The organism is Acidiphilium rubrum, assembly GCF_900156265.1.
In the GTDB taxonomy this organism is placed as follows: domain Bacteria; phylum Pseudomonadota; class Alphaproteobacteria; order Acetobacterales; family Acetobacteraceae; genus Acidiphilium; species Acidiphilium rubrum.
The window spans coordinates 114,639-136,096 of sequence record NZ_FTNE01000001.1 but is presented as its reverse complement, the minus strand read 5'-3'; the positions used below and the strand labels follow the sequence as shown (position 1 = coordinate 136,096).

Here is a 21,458-nt window from a genome sequence, read left to right as displayed (position 1 = left end):
GAACTTCGTGCGCCCATTGCCCGACATGTGCGCGCCCGGACGAGGTGGATTCGGGTTGGATATTGTCATTGTTCTGTCTCTTCGATCAGGGCGCCGAGCACGACGATGGAGCGGGAGGCGACCGTCACCACAGGTTCGGTGAACGCCGCGCGCCGATATGTGGGACGCGCGGTGTCTATTTCGAGCACCCAATCGAACACGGGTGCAGGCAGGGTGAATTCACGATCGGATTCCGAGGCGTTCAGCAGCACCAGCGTGACATCAGGCTGTTCGCCTTCGCGCGTGGCACGGCGGAGCGTAAGCAGCCGCGCGTTCGGGTCGGCCCAGGCCTCGATCGACAGATCACCCGCCTGTTCATCGAACCAGTTGGTGTCGGCAAGCTCTGGCGTGATCATTTCAATGCCGTGACGAAAAACTGCGCTGCGCAGGCTGGGATAGCGACGCCGCAACGTCGCCAGAGTGCCCACGAACGCGGCCAGTTCGGTCGCCGTTCCATCATCGAGGCCGGACCAGTCCACCCAGGATGTTTCATTGTCCTGGCAATAGGCATTGTTGTTGCCGCGTTGGGTGCGGTTCATTTCATCGCCAGCCAGCAGCATCGGCACGCCGAAGGAGACGAACAGCGTCGCCAGCATGGCACGCTTCACCCGTTCGCGATTCAATGCAGTGTCAGGATCGCTGGTTTCGCCTTCGACACCCCAATTGGCTGAAAGATTGTTATCGGTGCCGTCGTTGTTGTTTTCGCCGTTCTTGATGTTGTGGCGCTGGGTGTAGCTGACCAGATCGTGCAGCGTGAACCCGTCATGCGCGGTGACGAAATTAACCGACGCGGAGGGGCGGCGACGGCGATAGTCAAACAACTCCGGCGAGCCCATCAGGCGGCGTGCAATTTCCGGGCGCTGGCTATGATCGCCGCGCCAGAAGCGGCGCGTCCCATCGCGAAATTCAGCATTCCATTCCGAGAACCCGGGCGGATGATTACCGACCTGATAGCCGCCCGGCCCGAGATCCCACGGTTCGGAGATCAGTTTGAGCCTGGCGAGAGCCGGGTCCTGGCGGATTGCATCGAAGAAACCCGATCCTGGGTCGAACCCGGTTGCCTCGCGGCCAAGAATAGTTCCGAGATCAAATCTGAATCCGTCGATCTGGTACGCATCGGCCCAGTAGCGCAAACTGTCCATCACCATTTGCAGCACGCGCGGATGGCAGATGTTGAGCGTGTTGCCGCAGCCGGTGTCGTTGATGAAATACCGCTCCTGACCAGGCATCAAGCGGTAATAGCTCGCGTTATCGAGGCCGCGCCAGCTCAGCGTCGGGCCCATTTCGTTGCCCTCGCAGGTATGGTTGTAGACCACATCGAGAATGATCTCGATGCCCGCCTCGTGCAGGCGGCGCACAGCGGCGCGGATTTCGTGGCGCGCCTGCTCGGGATCGGCCAGATAGGCAGTCTGCGGCACAAAAAAGCCAAGGGTCGAATACCCCCAAAAATTCGTCAGTTTGCGTTCGACCAGAAAGCGATCCTGCAGGTAGGCGTGAACCGGCAACAACTCGATCGCGGTGATGCCGAGCTTGACCAGATGCTCGACAAGCGCCGGGTCCTGCAATGCGGCAAACGTGCCCCGGCGCTCGGGTGCGATGCCGGGATGGCACTTGGTCAGGCCGCGCAGATGCGCCTCATAGATGATCGTTTCGCTCCAGCCGCGGCGTGGCCGGCGATGCTCGCCCCAGACGGCGGACGGATCGGTCACGATCGCTTTCGGCATCGCAAGCGCGCTGTCGCGCCGGTCGAACGACAAATCCGCACGGGCCGCGCCCACGCGATAGCCAAACAGCGTGTCGGACCAATGGATGTCACCGAACATCGCCTTCGCATAGGGATCGAGCAACAGCTTGTTCGGGTTGAACCGATGGCCCTGCTCGGGCTGGTACGGGCCGTGCGCGCGAAACCCGTAGATCAGGCCTGGCAAGGCATCGGGCAGATAGCCGTGAAACACCTCATCAGTGCATTCGGGCAGATCGTAGCGGGCGATTTCACGCCGCCCGCCGCGATCGAACAGGCACAGCTCGATGCGGTCGGCATTGGCGGAGAAGACCGCGAAATTGACCCCCAGACCATCCCATGTGGCACCCAGCGGCTCGTTCGATCCGGCCGCGAGTTTTGCCGGCAATATAGCCATCAGCGATCCTGTCGCAGGATCAGCACCCCGAGCGGTGGAATGGTGAGCACCAGGGATTGCTCCATACCGTGCGCCGGGATGCCATCGGTCGTGATAGCGCCGAGATTACCGAGATCCGAACCGCCATAGATCGCGGAATCACTGTTCAGGCATTCGAGCCAGCGGCCACCGGCCGGTACGCCGACGCGATAGGAATCGCGCGGCACCGGGGTAAAGTTGCAGAGCACGACGACGGATTGCGCGACATCGTCGGTCTGGCGAACCCAGGCGAAAATGCTCTGATCCCGATCATCACCGATCAGCCAGCGAAACCCGCTGGGATTGAAATCGGTGCTGTGCAACGCGGGCTCGGAGCGATAGACCCGGTTGAGATCGGCGAGCAGATGGCGGACGCCGTTATGCGCCGGCGTATCGGCTTCCTGCCAGGCCAGCGCGATATCGTGGTTCCACTCGCTCGACTGGCCGAACTCCTGGCCCATGAACAGCAGTTTTTTACCAGGCTGGGTCCACATGAACGCAAGATAGGCGCGCAGATTGGCGAATTTCTGCCAAGCATCACCTGGCATTTTCCCGAACAGGGAATGTTTGCCGTAGACGACCTCGTCATGCGAAATCGGCAGGACGAATTTTTCGGAAAACGCGTAGACCAAGCCGAACGTCATTTCATCATGATGGTAGCGGCGGTTGATCGGATCTTCTTCGATGTAGCGGAGCGTGTCGTGCATCCAGCCCATATTCCATTTATGGCTGAAGCCGAGACCACCTTCGGCGACCGGTCGTGTTACCCCCGGCCAGGCTGTGGATTCCTCGGCGATCAACATCGCACCGGGCGCATAATGTTCGATTGCACTCGCCAGTTCCTTGAGGAAATCGATCGCCTCGAGATTCTCGCGCCCGCCATAGCGGTTCGGAATCCATTCCCCCTCCTTGCGCGAATAATCGCGGTAGAGCATCGACGCGACGGCATCGACCCTGATGCCATCGACATGATAGCGATCGAGCCAGAACAGCGCGCTGGAGACCAGAAAGTTGCGCACTTCGATCCGGCCGAAATTATAGATCAGGGTATTCCAATCCTGATGAAATCCCTCGCGCGGATCTGCATGCTCATACAGCGGCGTCCCATCGAACTGCGCCAGGCCGAACGCATCGGTCGGGAAATGTGCCGGCACCCAGTCGAGAATCACGCCGACGCCAGCCTGATGGCAGCGATCGACGAAGGCGGCGAATTCGGCCGGCGTGCCGAGCGCCGGCATCGGTGCGTATTGCGACAACGGCTGATAGCCCCAGGACCCGCCGAACGGATGCGCCATCACCGGCATGAATTCGATATGGGTGAACCCCATGCCGGCGGCGTAGGGGATCAGCTGGTCGGCCAACTCGCTCCATAGCAGCGGCCTGCCATCATCGTGGCGGCGCCATGAGGCGGCGTGAACCTCGTAGACCGATAACGCATTGTCAGCACGACCGTTTCGGTTTTTCAACCATGATTCATCATGCCACTCGAATGCCAAATTATCAGCGACGATCGAGGCGGTTTCAGGCGGGCCCTGCACCTGGCGCGCGAGCGGATCGGCCTTGAGCAGAATATCGCCGGATTTGGTGAGGATTTCGAATTTATAGAGCGTGCCGATTTCGACCGCCGGGATGAACAATTCCCAGATGCCGACATCGTAGCGCAGCCGCATCGGGTGGCGGCGCCCATCCCAGCCGTTAAACGCGCCAACCACGGAAACCCGCCGCGCGTTCGGCGCCCAGACCGCGAAGCGGATGCCGTCGATGCCATCGATCCGCGCGGGGATTGCGCCAAGGCAATCGGCAAGGCGAAGCTGACGACCCTCGCCGAGCAGATGAATGTCGAAATCGGTCAGGATCGGCGGGAAGCGATAGGGATCTTCGATGGTCTGGCTGGTCTCGCCCCAGTTGATCGCGAGCGTATAATCCAAACCCGACGCGAGCGTTCCCTGAAAAATACCGGCGGGGTGGATGCGCTCCATCGGTTCGGACCCTGCCGTGCCGATCAGGCGAACCTGATGGGCGCCCGGCTGGATGGTGGTCACGATACGCGCACCGTCGATACTATGGGGCCCGAGGCAGGCGAACGGGTCGGCATGCGTGGCATTGGCCAGCGCATCGAGTGTCGTGTCATCCCATGCTTGCATCTTGGGCTCCTGTCGTGATCTGGGCTGCCAGATTGGCAAGGCCGGTGAGCGGAATGATCAGCCAGGTGGGGCGGTTGGCCGATTCGTAGCAGATTTCGTATGCCGATTTCTCAATCAGGAACAAGGTCAGCAGATCATCCCACGCCGCTTCGGACAGCCACGGATGTGCCGCCGCTACCGCTGTGGTGTGATAGGCCTCCAGGAAGCTGGCGCTTGCATCTTTGACGAAGCGTTGCACCATCGCGTGGCTGCGCTCGCGCGCCCGCTCGGTTGAGGTCGGCACGGCGCGCTCTACCGAGGCTGCCGCGTAGTCGAACGAGCGCAACAGGCCAGCGACGTCGCGCAAAGCGGAGCCCTTGGCCCGACGCTCCGCCAGCGATTTGGCCGGCTCGCCCTCGAAATCGATCAGGTAGGCATCGCCCTGCGCTGCCAGGATCTGCCCGAGATGGAAATCACCATGGATGCGGGTTTTCAACGTACCGACACCCGATTGCGCGAGGCCCGGCAACGCAGCCTCGAGCCTCTTCCGGGAGGCTGCCAGTTGATCGATCAGAGCGAGCGTATCGGCTGCGGCGAGCGGGCGGGCGCGTTCGAGCGCCGCAAACGCCGCCGCGAGCTGCTGCTTTGCCCCTTGCGTCCAGCGCGCAACGTCTCGGTCCGCCGCGGGTTCGGGGCGGAAATCCGGGGCCGTATCGGGCGTTGCGAGCGCTGCGTGCATCTCGGCCAGACGCCGCCCCATTGCCGCGGCAAACGGCAGGTAGCCCGCCAGCGCATCCGCTTCGCCGGCATCGTCGAGTTCCGCATGGATTGCGGTGTCCACCGCGCGGGTCAGCGTATCGAGGGTCCATTGCCACGCGTCGCCCTGGTTGCGCACGAAGCGCTGCGCCACGATCAGTGTATGACCCACGCCATCGGAATCCGTCCGCACGATCTCGCCGAGCAGGGCGGGGGTGTTGGCGTAACCGGCATCGGTCAAAAACCGTGTCATCTCGGTTTCAGGATGAATGCCCCCCTCGATCCGCCGAAGGACTTTGATGATGGCGGTATCGCCAACAATCATCGAGCTGTTGGATTGTTCAGCCGAGAAGCGGCGGATTTCAGCGTCCTGCATGTCCGGCAAATCGTCGATCTGCGCGGTTGGCAGGAATTTTATCTCGCCGTCGCGCACCGCCAGAGTGGTGCGCGCCTTGAGACCCGCGATGATGTTGCGCGGCAGCGCATCGATCGCAAAAGCATCGGTCAGATAGCCGATCCGGCGATGGTGGCGGATGCGCGCGAGCGCCAGTTGCTGCGCCATCGGGTTCGACGGTGCGTCGTCCCAACTCACGGCAAGCGGTACCTGATAGGTCTGTAACGTACCCCCGACCTCGACATTGACTTCCGCCAACAACAAGCCCGCGGTTTCACTACCGACGATGTCGGCGCGGCCCAGCGTTGCCGCGCTGATTTTCTGGTCCTTCGCCGCAAACCAGCGGCGGCGCGCCAAATAGTTCGGCAGGCTTTCGGTCTCCAGAATGGCGCGGGTTTCCGCATTCAGCAAATCGGACAATCCTTTGCGCATCACCAGTGTCGCGAATTCCGGCAGCGGCTCGGACGGCTGAATGCGCCAGCTCGGCAGTGCGGCTTCGGTGGCAAGGCTGAACCAGTAGAAGGCGTAGGGCGGCAAGGTCAGCATATACGGCAACTGCCCGACCGGCGGGAACGGTGAGCCGCCGACCAGATCGACCGGAATCCGGTGCTCGAAAGCTGACAGATCAAGCTCCACCGCCTGGGCAATGCGCGAAAGATTATAGACGCACAAAATCGTCTCATCGCGCCCATCCGAATCGGTAAATTCGCGCAGGTAGGCGAGGATTTTCCGATTGCCGGGATAGAGAAAACGCAAAGCGCCGCGTCCGAACGCACGATGGCGCTTGCGCACCGCGAGCATCCGTCGTGTCCAATTCAGCAGCGAGTGTTGATCGGCCGCCTGGGCTTCGACATTGAGCGCCTGATAACCATAGATCGGGTCCATGATGGGTGGCAGCACGAGTTGCGCGGGATCGACGCGGGAAAACCCGCCGTTGCGATCTGGTGACCATTGCATGGGCGTGCGTACCCCGTCGCGATCACCCAGATGGATGTTATCGCCCATACCAATTTCGTCACCGTAATAAATAACCGGTGTGCCGGGCATTGAAAACAGCAGGCCGTTCATCAATTCGATCCGGCGACGGTCATGCTCCAACAAGGGCGCAAGACGCCGGCGGATGCCGAGATTGAGGCGAGCCCGGCGATCGGCAGCATAGGTCTCCCACAAATAATCGCGCTCGGAATCGGTCACCATTTCAAGGGTGAGTTCATCGTGATTGCGCAGAAATATCGCCCATTGGCAGGTTTCGAGAATCGCCGGCGTTTGGCGCATGATATCCGAAATCGGGAAGCGATCTTCCTGGGCGATCGCCATATACATCCGTGGCATCAGCGGGAAGTGGAACGACATGTGGCATTCATCGCCATCGCCGAAATATTGCTGGGCATCTTCGGGCCATTGATTGGCCTCGGCCAGCAGCATCCGGCCCGGCGCATGGGCATCCATCGCAGTCCGGATCTGCTTGAGAATCGCATGTGTCTCCGGCAGGTTTTCGTTATTCGTGCCTTCACGTTCGATCAGATACGGCACCGCATCCAGCCGCAAGCCATCGACCCCGAGATCGAGCCAGAAACGCATGACGCCGAGAACCTCCTGCAACACGCGGGGGTTGTCGAAATTCAGATCGGGCTGGTGACTGTAGAACCGATGCCAATAATAGGCACCGGCAACCGGGTCCCAGGTCCAGTTGGATTTTTCGGTATCGAGAAAGATGATGCGTGTGCCGTCGTATTTCTGATCGGTATCCGACCATACGTAGTAATCCCGCGCAGCGGAGCCAGGCTTCGCCGCGCGCGCCTTTTGAAACCACGGGTGCTGGTCTGATGTGTGATTGATGACCAGTTCGGTGATGACGCGGATATCACGACGATGCGCCGCCTCGATCAGGCGTTTCAGATCGCTCAGCGTGCCATATTCTTCGTGCACCGCGCGATAGGCGCTGATGTCGTAGCCATCGTCACGGCGCGGCGAAGGGTAGAACGGCAGCAGCCAGATCGCGGTCACCCCGAGTTCGGCAATATAGTCGAGCTTTTCCATCAAGCCGGCAAAGTCGCCGACACCATCATTGTTCTTGTCAAAAAAGGATTTGACATGGACCTGATAGATCACCGCATCCTTGTACCATAGCGGATCAGCATCGCTGATCGATGGGGTCACGAATTTTCCGAGTTTTGTCATGCGCGCACCCGCCAGATGCAATAAGGCAATTCATGTGGATCGAGGCTGACGATCTGGCGTTTGCCATGCCAGACGAAAGCGAAGTCGCGTGCGAGATCCTCCGCGTGAAGGTTTGCATCGTCCGCGAGCCCGAAGTGCCATAGCGGCAACTCGATCTCGGCGGTCTGCAGGTTGAACGGATCAAGGCTGATCGCCGCGAGAACGACATTGCTGCGATCGGCGTTGGCCTTTTCGAAAAACAGCACCTGCTCGTTGGAGCACGGCAGAAACGTAATGCCGAGGTGGCTTTGCAGCGCCGGGTTGTGACGGCGCATCCGGTTGAGCGCGGTGATCTCGGCGATGATGTTCCCGGGCCGGTGATGATCCCAGGCACGGAGCTGATATTTTTCGGAATCCAGATATTCTTCGCGCCCCGGCAGCGCTGCCGCTTCACACAACTCGAACCCGTTATAGACCCCCCACAGGCCGGACAGCGTCGCCGCAAGGGCTGCGCGCAGCAGGAAACCGGGCCGGCCGGATGATTGCAGGAACACCGGGTTGATATCCGGCGTATTCACAAAGAAATGCGGCCGGAAAAACGCGCTCGGCGCCGTGGTTGTCAATTCAACCAAGTACGCGCGCAGTTCAGCAGCCGTATTGCGCCAGGTGAAATAGGTATAGGATTGTGAAAAGCCGAGTTTGGCCAGCCGGTACATCAATTTGGGCTTGGTGAACGCTTCCGCGAGAAACATCACCTCCGGATTGCGCGCGCGGATATCGCCGATCATCCATTCCCAGAACGGTAAGGGCTTGGTGTGCGGATTATCGACCCGGAAAATACGCACGCCCTGCTTGACCCAGAAGGCCACCACATCGCGCAACGCGATCCAGAGCGAGGGTATCGCGCCCTCGGCATAGAAATCGACGTTGACGATATCCTCATACTTCTTCGGTGGATTTTCGGCATAGCGGATCGTGCCGTCCGGCCGCCAGTCGAACCATTCGGGATGCTCGCGCAACCACGGATGATCCGGCGCGCACTGAATTGCGAAATCGAGCGCGATTTCGATCCCGTGCGCGGCCGCGGCATCGATCAAGCGACGAAAATCATCGAAATCACCAAGTTCCGGATGAATTTCGGTATGACCGCCTTCGGCCGAGCCGATTGCATAGGGGCTGCCAGGGTCGGTGTCGCTCGGCGTCAGGCTGTTGTTGCGACCTTTGCGATTCTTGCGGCCGATTGGGTGAATCGGCGGGAAATACAGCACATCGAACCCCATCGCGCGAATGCGCGGCAGGTGGCCGATGACATCGTCGAACGTGCCGTGCCGCGATTCCGAACCACTTTGGCTGCGGGGGAAAACCTCATACCAGTTGGCGAAACCGGCACGTGTCCGTTCGGCATCGATCGGCAGCGGCGGATCGAGCCGCAGCAGGGCGTGCCGCTGCTCGGCCTCGCGCATCAAGGCGATCGTGGCGGGATCGGTGAGCAAGGACAGAAGTTCGTGCTCGGGCTGGTCGCGCAGCGCCGCAAGCAAGGCACTCACTGCGGCGCGCTGTGCTTCATCGGTCCCGTTCACGCACGAGCTGGCCGTAGCCTCGACAAGGTTCGTCCCCTCGATCAGTTCGAGCGCGATCGGCACACCGGCTGCGTGTTTCTTGGTGATTTCGTCGACGAATGCGCCAAACCGGTCGATCCAGGTTTCGATCGTGACCTGGTAGCGGCCCAACCGTTCAAGCTGAAATCTTGCGGCCCAGCGGTCGTTCACCACCAGCGCCATCGGGGCCCGCTGCCATTGCGTTTCGTCGGCCGCACGCCAGAGCAAATCAGCCGCGAGCTTGCCGTGGCCATCGCAGATCAGGTCGGCTTCCATCGTAACATGTTCACCAACGATGCGCTTGACCGGAAACCGCCCAGCCTCGATCGAAGGGGAGACTGCCTCGATGGCGATGCGCGGTGCTTTGACCGCAGCTTTGGCCGGCGTCAGTTCGCTTGCCGCCCTGGCGATCACGCGTGGTGCCGCAATCTGCATGATGAGGGCGCCAGTTTCGTCGATCTGGTGCACCGGCGCGCCACTACCGCCGAACGCTGCTCCAAGCCAGGTGCGAAGCAGAAATTCAGAAACCGTCTGCCCGGGTGCCGCGAGCGCGAGCGCGATACCCCCGGCCCCGGCGTCGACACGGGCAAACAAGGCGACCGATGCCGCTGGCGGCGACCGCAGCATGGCCGGCGCTTCGAACAGTGCACGACGCTGTTGGCGCAGCGCATTCAGGTGCTTGATGTGCTCAGCCTGCATCGGCTGCGGCTCGGCGTTCAGCATCCAGAGATTGCCGAGAAAACCGGCAAGGCTGATCGCCCGATCTGACGGCACCCGCCCCTCGCCCGCCGGCACGGTGAGCGTCGCGACCGGTGCGATTGCGGAGGCCCGATCGAGATCATCGGCGATCCAAGAACCCACACCATCCCACCAGCAGGATGAGGACAGCGCATAATCAAAGCCGCAACCCACGAGCGCTGCCATTGCAGGGGCGGGCGCACCAAGACAATCCGCGACGAAACAGCAAGTCCGGTTGCGCTGCTTCGCGGCGGCAATCAGCCTCATCCATACCCCCGCCGGCACACGATGCGCGGAATCGCAGCGAAACCCGTCGATGCCGAGCGCCTGCCACGCGGCAATCCGCTCATCCCACCAATCGGTCACCGCATCGGTATCCGACAGCAGGCGGAACGCCGCACCATCATTGGCATGCACGAACCAGTCCGGGTGTTGCAGCGTCAATGGCGCCGCGGGCGCAACGCGATCGAGGCAAATGTCGAGCACGACCGACAGATTTCTCCCATGCGCGGCCTCAGCCAGGCTGTGCAGGGCGGCATCCGCATCGCCACCGTCAAATTGTTCGTGGAGCCGGGAATGGTCGATGATGTTATAGCGATGCGAGGAACCATCCGTCGCGAAGGGCGATGCGATGGCGACGGCATCGAATCCCAGTGATGCCGCAAACTCTATCTGTCGGGTCCATCGCTGACGTTCGATCGCTACGGGATCAAAATAATATGCCGCGGTCGGCACCGGCCGGGTCGGTGCAACGGGAAATTCGGACGACTTCCGGGATGCCGGCTCGGTCGCGCTGATCAGTGCGGCTTGGTCATCCATGCTGGACAGTCTCCGTGCAACCGGTTCCGGTCGGATTTCATTCAATTTCAGCGCCGTTCACGACGATGATACAGGCCGCCAAGGGCCGAGACCCGGTGCATCGACACCGCACATAACACCCTTCCCGACCTGCCCAGCCGATGTGGGCAGGTTCGCCGGGATGTTCAAGTCAGGATTGACGAGCCGCACTCACGCGCACCCGCACATTGCGGATCAGATACGAAAAGCCCGGCGCGTCGACCAAGGGGCCGCTCGTTCCAATTGGGCCGCCAGGCGCAACAAGGTCGCTTCGGCGCCGAAGCGCGCAACGAACTGCACTCCAACCGGCAGGCCATCCGGCCCCTGGTGCAGGGGCACCGACATGGCGGGCACGAAAGTCAGGTTGGCCAGCTGGGTGAACGGCGTGCGTTCGAGATTCTTGAACGAAAGCTCATCGACAATACCGGATTTCAGCAGCGCGCGGCCCGCACCCAGCCGATCGATCACCGTAGACAACAGCTGTACCGGGCGCGGCGTGTCGAGCGCGCCGATGCGAGCGGGGCCGAGCGCCGTTGTCGGGGTCAGGAACAGATCGTAGTGCGCGTGGAACTCACCCAGAGCGCGGGCAAAACCGTTCCAATGCGCCCGCAGTTCGACGAAAGCACCGGCCGACATCGCCCGGCCGAGCAAAGCCAGCGCCCTGGTATCGGGGTGGAACGACGATGCCGCACACAAGGTTTCGCGGCGGATCCGCGCGGTCATGGCAGCAACAAGGCCGAAATACAGCCCCATGTAACAGCGCGCGAGCAACCCACCATCGATCGACGGCTCCGCCTCCTCGACGTGATGGCCGAGCGATTCCAGCAGAACGGCGGTCTTGTGAACCGCTTCGATCATTTCCGGATCAACGCGGCCACCGACCGGCGAGCGCACGGAAAACCCGATCCGCAGCCGGCCGGGATCGTGGTCAAGTTCCGCTGCAAAGGGACGCTCCGGCTGGGTGATCACGAACGGATCACCCGGCTCGGCACCGGCCAGGACATCGAGCATCGCTGCGGAATCGCGCACGGACCGGGTCAGAACATGGGTACATACCGCCCCCTCCCACCCCTCGCCCAGCACCGGCCCTTCGGAAACCCGGCCGCGCGAGGGTTTGAGGCCGAACAACCCACAATAGGCCGCTGGAATCCGGATCGACCCGCCCCCGTCCGAAGCGCCGGCCATCGGCACATAGCCGGCCGCAACCGCCGCCGCCGCCCCGCCGGACGAACCGCCCGGGGTGTGATCGAGATTCCAAGGGTTGCGCGTGGCCCCGTGCAGCATGGTCTCGGTGGTGGCCTTCAGCCCCAATTCGGGCGTCGTGGTCGCACCGATGATCACGAGGCCCGCGCGCCGGCAGCGCTCAACGTAAGCGGATGTCGTCTTGGCGACATGATCCTTCAGGGGCAATGCCCCCATCGTCATGCGCGCGCCGGCGTACTCCTGAAAAATATCCTTGAGCAGAAACGGCACGCCGGCGAACGGCCCGGCGTTGGGCCCGGCACTCTGTTCCCGCCCGCGCTCACGCAGATCGACCGCGATGGCGTTGATCCGCGGCTCCGCCGCATCGATCCGCGCAAGGGTCGCGTCCAGCACTTCCGCCGCTGACAGGCTGCCATCCGCAATCAACGCCGCAAGGCCGGTGGCATCGTAATCCTGCAACGCGACGGTCATGCGGCGCCTCCTACAGCGAGAGTTTGAGCTTCGCCCCCAATTCGCCGATAATCCCCCGGCGGAACGCGAGCACGCAGGCGATGAAGATCACGCCTTGGATCACGGTAACCCAATCGCTGAAACCCGCCAGGTAATATTGCATCGCGATGATGATCGCAGCCCCGATCAAGGGACCGTATACCGTGCCGATACCGCCCACCAGCACCATCAGCACCACGATACCGGATGTCGAATTGCTGACATCGGACAAGGTCGCAATCCCCATCACCAGCGCCTTCATCGCGCCAGCAACCCCGGCCAGCACCGCGGCCAGGATGAAGATGATCCATTTATACTGCTCGACCTTGTAGCCGAGCGAGATCGCGCGGTTCTCGTTCTCGCGGATCGCCTTGACCACCTGACCGAACGGCGAATGGATCACCCGGTGCACGAAGATGAAGCCGATCAGGAAAACGGCCAGCACCAGCCAGTACATCTGCAAATCATGCCCGAGCGGCAACGCACCGAATAACCGGCCGCGGTGAATGTTCTGAATGCCGTTTTCCCCGCCGGTAAACGACGTATCCTGGACCGCGAAAAACTCCACCAGCTGCGCGAGCGCGAGCGTGACCATCGCGAAATAGATCGTCTGCCGGCGGATCGACAGCCAGCCGAACACCACGCCGATCGCCCCGCCCACCAAACCGCCGAGCAGAATTCCCACCTCGGGCGTCAAATGCAGCGTCTGCACACTATAGCCAGCAATATAGCCGCCCATGCCGAAATAAGCGGCCTGGCCGAGTGAGAGCAGCCCGGTATAGCCCATCAACAAATTAGCGCCCATCGCGAACAAGGCAAAGCACATCACCTGCATCACGAAAATCGGATAGGCAATGAACGGGGCGATGATCAACACCACCAGCATGACAACGAACCCGATCGCCTGCGCGCGCGTGAACCCGAACATCACGCCACCCGGCCGAACAGCCCGGCTGGCCGGGCCAGCAGCACCACCGCCATCACCGCAAAAACGACGACCGATGATGCCGCCGGATAAAACACCTCGGTAAACCCTTGAATGATGCCAAGGCCGAACCCAGTCAGGATCGCCCCGCCGATCGACCCCATCCCGCCGATCACCACCACCGCGAACACCGTGTTGATCAGGCTGGTCCCCATGCCCGGATTGACCGAATACAGCGGCGCCGCCAGCACGCCCGCCAAGCCCGCCAGCGCCACCCCGCCCGCGAAGGTCAATGAAATCAAACGCGGCACGTTGACTCCGAACGACTGCACCAGCGCCGGATTTTCTGTCGCCGCACGCAGCAGCGCCCCGAGCGAGGTTTTTTCAATGGTGAACCACACGCCAAAACAGATCACGATCGCTGCGAACACCACAAACGCCCGATACACCGGCAGATACATGAACCCCAGGTTCAACGTGCCCGACAATATGTTCGGCCCATCGTACGAGACGCCCGAACTGCCGAAGGCGTTGGTGAAAATCCCCTCCAACACCAGCGCCAATCCGAACGTCAGCAACAATCCATACAGAATATCGAGTTTATAGGTGAAGCGGATCAGCGTGCGCTCGATCAGCAACCCGAACGCCCCCACCATCACCGGTGCAACGATCAGCGCCGGCCAGAACCCGATCCCCAGATAATGCAGCAGCCCCCAGGTGACGAACGCACCGACCATGAACAAGGCGCCATGGGCGAAATTGATCACGTTCAACAATCCGAAAATGATCGCAAGCCCGAGTGACAGCATCGCATAGAACGAGCCGTTGATGATCCCCAGCAACAACTGCCCGAACAACAACGGCGCTGGTTTTCCGAGAATCATCATCATGGCGCGGGCGATATCCTGTCAGGGAAAGTATAGGGTAGCGCTTCTTTTTTGAAAAAAAAGAAGCAAAAAACTTTTGACCGTTTGGTGCGGTGCCGGTTCGCCGGCATCACATCAGGTCTTGATCAACGGGCACCCTTCCGCCGCCATCGGCATGAACGCCTGGTCTGCCGGGGTCGTTGCGAGCAGATCGTAGTAATCCCACGGCCCCTTGCTCTCTGCCGGCGTCTTCACCCGGAACAGATACGCGTTGCACATGAACCGGCCGTCCTCACGGATCGAGGCCTTGCCATAAGCGTCGTCATCCGTCGGCATTTTCTTCATCTGCGCGACCACAGCGGCGCCGTTCTTCACATCCGCCATATTGTTCATCGCCTCGACCGCCTTCATGAAATGCAGCACGCCGGAATAGCAACCGGCCTGTCCCATTGAAGGATAATTATTCGGCGTGCGCGGTTTGACCCGCGCCATGAACGCGCGCGTACGATCGTTCATGTTCCAATAGAAACTCTCGGTCAGCGTCAGCCCCTGCGCGATATCGAGCCCCATGCCATGCACGTCGTTGATGAAGACCAGCAGGCCGGCAATCTTCATTGTCTTGTTGATGCCGAACTGATGCGCCTGCTTCACCAGATTGACGGTATCCTTGCCCGCACTGGCGAGGCCGAGCACATCCGCGCCCGACGATTGCGCCTGGATCAGGAAGGATGAAAAATCGGTCGTCTGCGGAAACGGGAAATTGACGTTGCCCATCTCCTGGCCGCCCATCTGCTTGACGACCGCCGCCGTCTGATCGTGCAGCAGATGTCCGAACGCGTAATCCGCGGTGATGAAAAACCACTTCTTGCCGCCACCCTTCACCATCGCGCCACCCGTGGAGTGCGAGAGCATATAGGTGTCATACGTCCAGTGCACGGTCTGCGCATTACAGAACTTGCCGGTAATTTCCGAAGACGCGGAATTGGTGTTGATATACGCGCGGTTCTTGTCATGCGCGACACCTTCGATCGCGATGCCGATTGCCGAATTCGGCACGTCGATCACCAGATCGACACCCTGATCGTAAAACCGTTGGGCGAGCGCAGTGCCGACCGCCGGGCTCTCCTGATGATCGCCTTGCAACACCGTGACATCGTAGCCCTTGTCCTTGGCACCAAAATCGGCGAGCGCCTGATGGACGCAGGCAACCGAGGTCGGCCCGCCGATGTCGCGATAAGGGCCTGAAAAATCGCTGATCACCGCGATCTTGAGTGATTTGCTGGCAGCGCGGGCGCGGCCGAACGGCAAAGCGGCGGCGGCAACGCCGGTAGCCGCAGTGCCGAGCAGGGTACGTCTGGAAATCGTCATGAAAGTTCCTCCGGTTTATATTCAGATGCCGAGGCGGCGATGCAGCCCCTCGGCGCGAGCAGGCAGTTCGTGATTCGGGATCATGTCGACCACCTGGCCGTGCTCGACCAGATAGTGACGATCCGCCAATTTGGACGCAAAACGGAAGTTCTGTTCGACCAGCAAGACAGTAAATCCGCGCCGCTTGATCTCGATAATCATCTGACCAATCTGTTGCACGATCACCGGCGCCAAACCCTCGGTCGGTTCATCGAGCAGCAGCAGCTTTGCCCCGGTCCGCAAAATGCGCGCAATCGCCAGCATCTGCTGCTCACCGCCCGATAATTTGGTACCAGGACTCTTCGCCCGTTCGGCAAGATTGGGAAACAGCACGTGAATATCGGCAACACTCATGCCACCAGGCGCCACCACCGGCGGCAGCATTAGATTCTCGGCAACACTCAATCCCGCAAAAATCCCGCGATCCTCCGGGCAAAACGCGATTCCGGCGCGACCGACGATATCGGGCCGTGCGGCGATCAGTTCGGCACCGCGAAACCGAACGCTGCCGGTGCGCTTCTGGATTAGGCCCATGATCGATTTGAGCGTGGTCGACTTACCGGCACCATTACGGCCCAGCAAGGTCACGCATTCACCCTCCCGCACTTCGAAACTCATGCCATGCAGAACGTGGCTCTCATCGTACCAGGCATTCAGCCCGCTGACCTCAAGCATCGGCGTGATCCGATCCCAGATATGCCGTCACCACCGCCTCGTTGGCGGATACACTTTCGTAGTCACCTTCGGCCAGAACACGTCCACGAGCCAGCACCGTGATTCGATCCGACAGTCCGGACACGACTGACAGATTATGCTCGACCATCAAAATCGTACGCCCGCCGCGAATTTGCCTGATCAGCGCAACAATGCGCGCAACATCCGATTCGGTCATGCCCGCCGTTGGTTCATCGAGCAGCATCAACCGCGGGTCCAACGCCAGCGTCGTTGCAATTTCGAGCGCGCGCTTGCGCCCGTATGAAAGCTCGGCTGCCGGAACGTCTACACTATCCGAAAGGCCGACGTCGTAAAGAAGTTCATGCGCGCGGTCGTTGTACTGCGTCAGCACACGCTCGCCGCGCCAGAAGTCAAAGTTGCCGCCGCGTGCGCGCGCCAAAGCAATCCGAACGTTCTCCAACGCCGTCATATGACCGAACACAGCGGAAATCTGAAAGCTCCGCACCATACCCCGCCGCGCCACCGCCGCCGGCGACAACGAGGTGATGTCCTCACCCTCGAAACTGATGCTGCCGGAACTCGGCGCCAGGAATTTCGACAGAAGATTGAAACACGTCGTCTTGCCCGCCCCGTTCGGGCCAATCAGGGCATGAATACTGTCTTTTTCAACTGAAAGATCGACATCCTGGACGGCCATGAAGCCGCGAAAACCTTTGGATAAACCACGCGCCTGCAGGATGTACTCGCTCATTTCCCCAATCCGGCGCAACACATGACAGCGCCATAATTTATTGTTCATGAATGTGACATACCGAGAGATATGGCGCAATCCCTGGACCCCACCTTTCAAAGGATCACGCCAGTATCCGATACCAGTTTGACCGAATATGGCGCACCTGCGCTGTCCAGGGACGGACCGCATACGGCAAACTCATATAAGTACGGTAACGATACAATTCATCTCTGAGGCAAGCCTTTGCCGAAGCCTGCCTCAGATGCGCCCCGTCAAACCTTGAGGATCAGCTTGCCAAAATTCTCGCCGGTGAACAGCTTCTGCAAGGTTTCCGGAAACGTCTCAATCCCGTCGACGATGTCCTCGCGACTTTTCAGCCTGCCGTCCTTCATCCAGCCGGCCATCGCGCGCGCGCCTTCCGGATAGCGGTCAGCGTAGTCAAATACAATCATGCCTTGCATCCGCGCCCGGTTGACCAGCAATGCCAGGTAGTTCGACGGCCCCTTGACCGGTGTCGTATTATTATATTGCGAAATTGCACCACAAATCACGATCCGCGCGCGAAGATTGATCTGCGCCAGGCAGTCATCCAGAATCTGACCACCGACGTTATCAAAATACACGTCGATGCCTTTGGGGCAGAGTTCCCGGAGCTTGGCCGGCACGCTGTCCGATTTGTAATCGATCGCGCCGTCAAACCCGAGTTCATCGACAATATAACGGCATTTTTCCGCACCACCGGCGATGCCGACCACGTGGCAACCCTGAATTTTCGCGATCTGCCCGACCAACGCGCCGACCGCGCCGGCCGCGCCGGACACCACCACCGTCTCGCCGGATTTTGGCTCGCCGACCACCAGCAACCCAAAATACGCCGTCATGCCCGGCATACCGAGTGCGGATATGAACAAAGGCTTGGGCGCCAGGCTGGCATCGACCTTGATACAGTCCTTGGCTGCCAGCGTCGCAACCGTCTGGATCCCGAGCGCTCCGGTCACCACATCGCCGGGCACGAAGCCATCAGCCTTGCTCTCGATGATGGTGCCAACACCACCGGCGCGCATCACGTCGCCAAGTTTGACGGGTGCGATGTACGATTTCCCCTCGTTCATCCATCCGCGCATCGCCGGGTCGAGCGACAGATATTCGACCCCGACCATGATTTCCCCATGCTCGGGTGCGCGCGCAGGCTCGGTGCGGAACTCGAAATCCTCGCGCTTGACGTGCCCGACCGGACGACGGATCAGGCGAAACTGCCGGTTTTCTGGTTGGCTCATGGCATTGCTCCTCGTTTGAGCGACACGGTACGGGTTGCAGCCGCAAGGAGCAAGCCGCCGCTGTCGGCGATCAGATTTCGTTGCAGCACCCGCACCATGGGTCTTGAACTCAATCATGAATTCGCAGAGTTAAGGTCTGTCGATCTCAGGGGAGCCCAACCATGCCTGCCAACGTAAAAAATCTCATCGAATCATACTATGCTGCGTTCAATGCGGGCCAGCCCCAGGCGATGCTCGATCTGCTCAGCCGGGACGTCGTCCACGACATCAACCAAGGTAAGCGCGAAATCGGCAAGGACGCCTTCGCGGCCTTTCTCGATCACATGAACATTTCGTATCGGGAACGGCTGACCGATATCGTGGTGATGCCCGCCGCCGATGGGACGCGCGCCGCCGCCGAATTTATCGTGCATGGCGCGTATCTGCGCACCGATCCTGGCCTGCCCGAAGCCCACGGCCAAAATTACGTGCTCCCCGCCGGTGCCTTTTTCGAAATCCGGGACGGGCTGATCACACGCGTGACGAACTATTACAATCTCGAGAACTGGCTCAATCAAGTCGGCGCCAAATGAACTCTCCGGTGTTGACCACAGCGCGACTATGCTTGGTTCCCGTCACGCTTGATGACGCTGATTTCATTCAGGCCGAGTTTCCCCACTGGGACATCGTGAAATTCATGAACACGCGCGTGCCCTGGCCCTACCCGGCTGACGGGGCACGGCAATTTTTGGATGATCTTCTACTGCCGCAGATTGCCCGCGGCGAGGCCTATGCGTGGAGTATCCGGCTGCGCACCGCACCTGACAGCAGGGTCGGCTTGATCAACCTTCGGATCGGTTCGACCGAAAACCGCGGCTTCTGGATCGCGCGCGCCCATCAAGGCCAGGGCTTCGCGAGCGAAGCGGCAGACGCCGTCACCGAATTTTATTTCAACACGCTCGATCAGCCCGTTTTGCGCGTCTCCAAGGCAGTCGCCAACATCGCGTCATCCCGCCTGTCGGCACGCCAGGGCATGCGCGTGATCGCCATGGGCGAGACGGATTACGTCTCCGGCCGCCATCCATCCGAAACCTGGGCGATCACCCAGGATGAGTGGCGCGCCCAGAATTCGTCATGAATTTGTAAACATTCAAGCCCTGTCATCAGAGTTTCATTAGGTGAGACGCGGTCAGATCGCGTAACGAGCGCGCATGACAGCACCGGCCGCGATTACACGCTATCGCAGCGTGTTCATCTCAGACACTCATCTCGGCACGCGTGGCTGCCGGGCTGATTTTCTAGCAGATTTTCTGAGGCGGAATACAGCCGATCACATATATTTGGTCGGCGACATCATCGATGGTTGGCGCCTCAAGCGTGGCTGGTATTGGGACAGTCATCACGACGATGTCCTGACATCCATTCTACGCCACGCCAGGAACGGCTCGAAAATCATCTACGTGCCAGGCAACCACGATGAAGTGGTCCGTCGCTTTCTGCCATTGGGGCTGGAAATGGCAGGCGTCACCTTCCAGGCCGAAGCCGAGCACGTCACGGCGGCCGGTCAGCGACTTTTGGTTACGCATGGCGATCAGTTCGACTCGGTCGTGTGTTACGCCAAGACCCTCGCGCTGCTCGGCGACTGGGCCTACACCGCCGCTCTGGTGGTGAACCGTTACTTCAACATGGCCCGTTCCTACCTGGGCTACCCGTATTGGTCGCTGTCGGCCTATCTCAAGCGGCAGGTCAAGGAGGCCGTGAAGGCGATCGATCGGTTCGAAACCGCGCTCGCGGCGGATGCGCGGGGCCGTGGCTTCGACGGCGTGGTGTGCGGCCACATCCACCACCCCGAAATGCGCATGGTGGACGGCGTGCTATACATCAACGATGGCGATTGGGTGGAAAGCTGCACCGCCCTGGTCGAACATTGGGATGGTCGGCTTGAACTGCTGGACTGGGCGGTGTTGAACAAGCTGTCGTTCCTGGCGCCGCGCAAGGCCGTCGCCGTGCAAGGCGCGTTGGATGCGGCGCCTGCCTGAGACATCCCGCATCCTGATCGTCACCGACGCATGGCACAGCCAGGTCAACGGCGTAGTGCGGACGCTGTCGATGCTGACCGGGCAGCTCGAGCGACTCGGCCAACGCGTGTTGGTCGTCGGGCCGGATCGCTTCCATACCTTACCCTGCCCCAGCTATCCCGAAGTCCGATTATCGTTGTTTCCGCGCCGGCGCATGGCGCGCCTGTTCGATGAGTTCAAGCCGGATGCTCTGCATATCGCAACCGAAGGCCCGCTCGGCATCGCCGCCTCTCGCCTGGCACGAAGGGTCGGCTGGCAGTTCACCACCGCGTATCATACCCGCTTCCCCGATTATCTGGCCGCGCGCACCGCATTGCCGCATCGCGTGGCGTACGCTTGGCTGCGCCGCTTTCACGGCCGTGGCTCCGGCACCATGGTCGCGACGCGATCGCTCGCGACGGAACTGCGCGAGCATGGTTTCGCCAACACTCTATTATGGTCGCGCGGCGTCGATGCCACCCTGTTCCACCCCGACCGCGCCACCACCCTGCCCTATCCCGGCCCGATCTTTCTATCAGTTGGGCGGTTGGCGGTCGAAAAGAACCTGACGGCGTTTCTCGACCTTGATCTGCCCGGTACCAAGCTGATCGTCGGCGATGGTCCTGAACGCAATTGGCTGGAACGGCGCTACGCCGGCGAACGCACGATCTTTCTTGGGCCCCGCCAGGGCGCCGAACTCGCCAGCCTGTTCGCGAGTGCGGATGTCTTCGTGTTTTCCAGCCGCACCGATACGTTCGGCCTGGTCGTGCTCGAAGCGCTCGCCGCGGGCACGCCGGTGGCGGCATTTCCGGTCTGCGGCCCCAGCGACATTTTTGGCGGCGTGCTCCCGCGCGTCGGCGTACTCAACAATGATTTGCGCGCGGCCGCATTGGCAGCACTGACGATCGAACGTCAGGATTGCCGCCGCTTCGCCGAGCAATTCTCGTGGGAGGCCTGCGCCACCCTGTTCATGAAAAACCTGGTCCCGGTCAAACCGAATTGATGCACCCGAGAGCCAAAGCTCCCGGGGAACATCGTGGGACCGA

At 60.9% G+C, this 21,458-nt stretch carries 15 protein-coding genes; 4 read left to right on the top strand and 11 right to left on the bottom strand.

Going from position 1 to position 21,458, the window contains the following annotated elements:
* Nucleotides 1-65: 65 nt before the first annotated feature.
* The 11 genes from glgX to BW994_RS00565 form a co-directional block, all read right to left on the bottom strand.
* Entirely contained in the window at nucleotides 66-2,177 is a 2,112-nt protein-coding gene (gene glgX / locus BW994_RS00615; protein WP_029311483.1) for a glycogen debranching protein GlgX, read from the bottom strand.
* Nucleotides 2,177-4,339 (bottom strand): 1,4-alpha-glucan branching protein GlgB, encoded by a 2,163-nt coding sequence (gene glgB, locus BW994_RS00610; protein WP_029311484.1) that lies wholly within the window; start codon nucleotides 4,337-4,339, stop codon nucleotides 2,177-2,179. Before glgB ends, glgX begins: the two co-directional genes overlap by 1 nt.
* Nucleotides 4,323-7,649 carry a maltose alpha-D-glucosyltransferase gene (gene treS, locus BW994_RS00605; RefSeq protein ID WP_029311485.1) on the bottom strand — a complete coding sequence of 1,109 codons (3,327 nt, stop codon included), beginning with the start codon at nucleotides 7,647-7,649 and terminating at the stop codon, nucleotides 4,323-4,325. Before treS ends, glgB begins: the two co-directional genes overlap by 17 nt.
* Nucleotides 7,646-10,783, bottom strand: a complete 3,138-nt coding sequence (locus BW994_RS00600; protein ID WP_029311486.1) for a maltotransferase domain-containing protein — start codon at nucleotides 10,781-10,783, stop codon at nucleotides 7,646-7,648. The genes treS and BW994_RS00600 overlap by 4 nt, the downstream gene beginning before the upstream one ends.
* Nucleotides 10,784-10,996: 213 nt before the next feature.
* Nucleotides 10,997-12,475, bottom strand: a complete 1,479-nt coding sequence (locus BW994_RS00595) for an amidase (protein WP_029311487.1) — start codon at nucleotides 12,473-12,475, stop codon at nucleotides 10,997-10,999.
* Nucleotides 12,476-12,485: 10 nt separating this feature from the next.
* Nucleotides 12,486-13,421 (bottom strand): branched-chain amino acid ABC transporter permease, encoded by a 936-nt coding sequence (locus tag BW994_RS00590; RefSeq protein WP_029311488.1) that lies wholly within the window; start codon nucleotides 13,419-13,421, stop codon nucleotides 12,486-12,488.
* Nucleotides 13,421-14,308, bottom strand: coding sequence for a branched-chain amino acid ABC transporter permease (locus BW994_RS00585; protein WP_029311489.1), 888 nt, complete (start codon nucleotides 14,306-14,308; stop codon nucleotides 13,421-13,423). The genes BW994_RS00590 and BW994_RS00585 overlap by 1 nt, the downstream gene beginning before the upstream one ends.
* A 111-nt stretch (nucleotides 14,309-14,419) precedes the next feature.
* A complete protein-coding gene (locus BW994_RS00580) occupies nucleotides 14,420-15,652 on the bottom strand; it encodes an ABC transporter substrate-binding protein (RefSeq protein WP_029311490.1) in 1,233 nt (410 codons plus the stop codon).
* A gap of 21 nt (nucleotides 15,653-15,673) precedes the next feature.
* The gene (locus tag BW994_RS00575) at nucleotides 15,674-16,366 is read right to left on the bottom strand and encodes an ABC transporter ATP-binding protein (RefSeq protein ID WP_029311491.1); all 693 of its coding nucleotides are present in this window, start codon (nucleotides 16,364-16,366) and stop codon (nucleotides 15,674-15,676) included.
* The gene (locus BW994_RS00570) at nucleotides 16,359-17,117 is read right to left on the bottom strand and encodes an ABC transporter ATP-binding protein (protein WP_029311492.1); all 759 of its coding nucleotides are present in this window, start codon (nucleotides 17,115-17,117) and stop codon (nucleotides 16,359-16,361) included. The genes BW994_RS00575 and BW994_RS00570 overlap by 8 nt, the downstream gene beginning before the upstream one ends.
* A gap of 254 nt (nucleotides 17,118-17,371) precedes the next feature.
* A complete protein-coding gene (locus tag BW994_RS00565) occupies nucleotides 17,372-18,376 on the bottom strand; it encodes an NADP-dependent oxidoreductase (protein ID WP_029311493.1) in 1,005 nt (334 codons plus the stop codon).
* A 161-nt stretch (nucleotides 18,377-18,537) separates the two neighbouring features.
* Here BW994_RS00565 and BW994_RS00560 point away from each other — a divergent pair, with 161 nt between their 5' ends.
* The 4 genes from BW994_RS00560 to BW994_RS00545 all read left to right on the top strand — a co-directional run bounded on the left by BW994_RS00560 (nucleotide 18,538) and on the right by BW994_RS00545 (nucleotide 21,415).
* Nucleotides 18,538-18,948 (top strand): ketosteroid isomerase-related protein, encoded by a 411-nt coding sequence (locus BW994_RS00560; RefSeq protein WP_029311494.1) that lies wholly within the window; start codon nucleotides 18,538-18,540, stop codon nucleotides 18,946-18,948.
* 32 nt (nucleotides 18,949-18,980) lie between these two features.
* Nucleotides 18,981-19,493 carry a GNAT family N-acetyltransferase gene (locus BW994_RS00555; RefSeq protein WP_217696420.1) on the top strand — a complete coding sequence of 171 codons (513 nt, stop codon included), beginning with the start codon at nucleotides 18,981-18,983 and terminating at the stop codon, nucleotides 19,491-19,493.
* Between the two features lie 73 nt (nucleotides 19,494-19,566).
* A complete protein-coding gene (locus tag BW994_RS00550) occupies nucleotides 19,567-20,394 on the top strand; it encodes a UDP-2,3-diacylglucosamine diphosphatase (protein WP_029311496.1) in 828 nt (275 codons plus the stop codon).
* On the top strand, nucleotides 20,378-21,415 hold the full coding sequence (locus tag BW994_RS00545) for a glycosyltransferase family 4 protein (RefSeq protein ID WP_029311497.1): 1,038 nt from the start codon (nucleotides 20,378-20,380) through the stop codon (nucleotides 21,413-21,415). The genes BW994_RS00550 and BW994_RS00545 overlap by 17 nt, the downstream gene beginning before the upstream one ends.
* Nucleotides 21,416-21,458 lie beyond the last annotated feature (43 nt).

Excerpts from the sequence above, each read along its gene's own strand:
- treS (WP_029311485.1), bottom strand. The coding sequence starts at position 7,649 with ATGACAAAACTCGGAAAATTCGTGACCCCATCGATCAGCGATGCTGAT.
- BW994_RS00590 (WP_029311488.1), bottom strand. The coding sequence starts at position 13,421 with ATGTTCGGGTTCACGCGCGCGCAGGCGATCGGGTTCGTTGTCATGCTG.
- glgX (WP_029311483.1), bottom strand. The coding sequence starts at position 2,177 with ATGGCTATATTGCCGGCAAAACTCGCGGCCGGATCGAACGAGCCGCTG.
- BW994_RS00565 (WP_029311493.1), bottom strand. The coding sequence starts at position 18,376 with ATGAGCCAACCAGAAAACCGGCAGTTTCGCCTGATCCGTCGTCCGGTC.
- BW994_RS00580 (WP_029311490.1), bottom strand. The coding sequence starts at position 15,652 with ATGACGATTTCCAGACGTACCCTGCTCGGCACTGCGGCTACCGGCGTT.
- BW994_RS00595 (WP_029311487.1), bottom strand. The coding sequence starts at position 12,475 with ATGACCGTCGCGTTGCAGGATTACGATGCCACCGGCCTTGCGGCGTTG.
- BW994_RS00585 (WP_029311489.1), bottom strand. The coding sequence starts at position 14,308 with ATGATGATGATTCTCGGAAAACCAGCGCCGTTGTTGTTCGGGCAGTTG.
- BW994_RS00545 (WP_029311497.1), top strand. The coding sequence starts at position 20,378 with ATGCGGCGCCTGCCTGAGACATCCCGCATCCTGATCGTCACCGACGCA.
- BW994_RS00575 (WP_029311491.1), bottom strand. The coding sequence starts at position 16,366 with ATGCTTGAGGTCAGCGGGCTGAATGCCTGGTACGATGAGAGCCACGTT.
- BW994_RS00600 (WP_029311486.1), bottom strand. The coding sequence starts at position 10,783 with ATGGATGACCAAGCCGCACTGATCAGCGCGACCGAGCCGGCATCCCGG.
- BW994_RS00560 (WP_029311494.1), top strand. The coding sequence starts at position 18,538 with ATGCCTGCCAACGTAAAAAATCTCATCGAATCATACTATGCTGCGTTC.
- BW994_RS00570 (WP_029311492.1), bottom strand. The coding sequence starts at position 17,117 with ATGAGCGAGTACATCCTGCAGGCGCGTGGTTTATCCAAAGGTTTTCGC.
- glgB (WP_029311484.1), bottom strand. The coding sequence starts at position 4,339 with ATGCAAGCATGGGATGACACGACACTCGATGCGCTGGCCAATGCCACG.
- BW994_RS00550 (WP_029311496.1), top strand. The coding sequence starts at position 19,567 with ATGACAGCACCGGCCGCGATTACACGCTATCGCAGCGTGTTCATCTCA.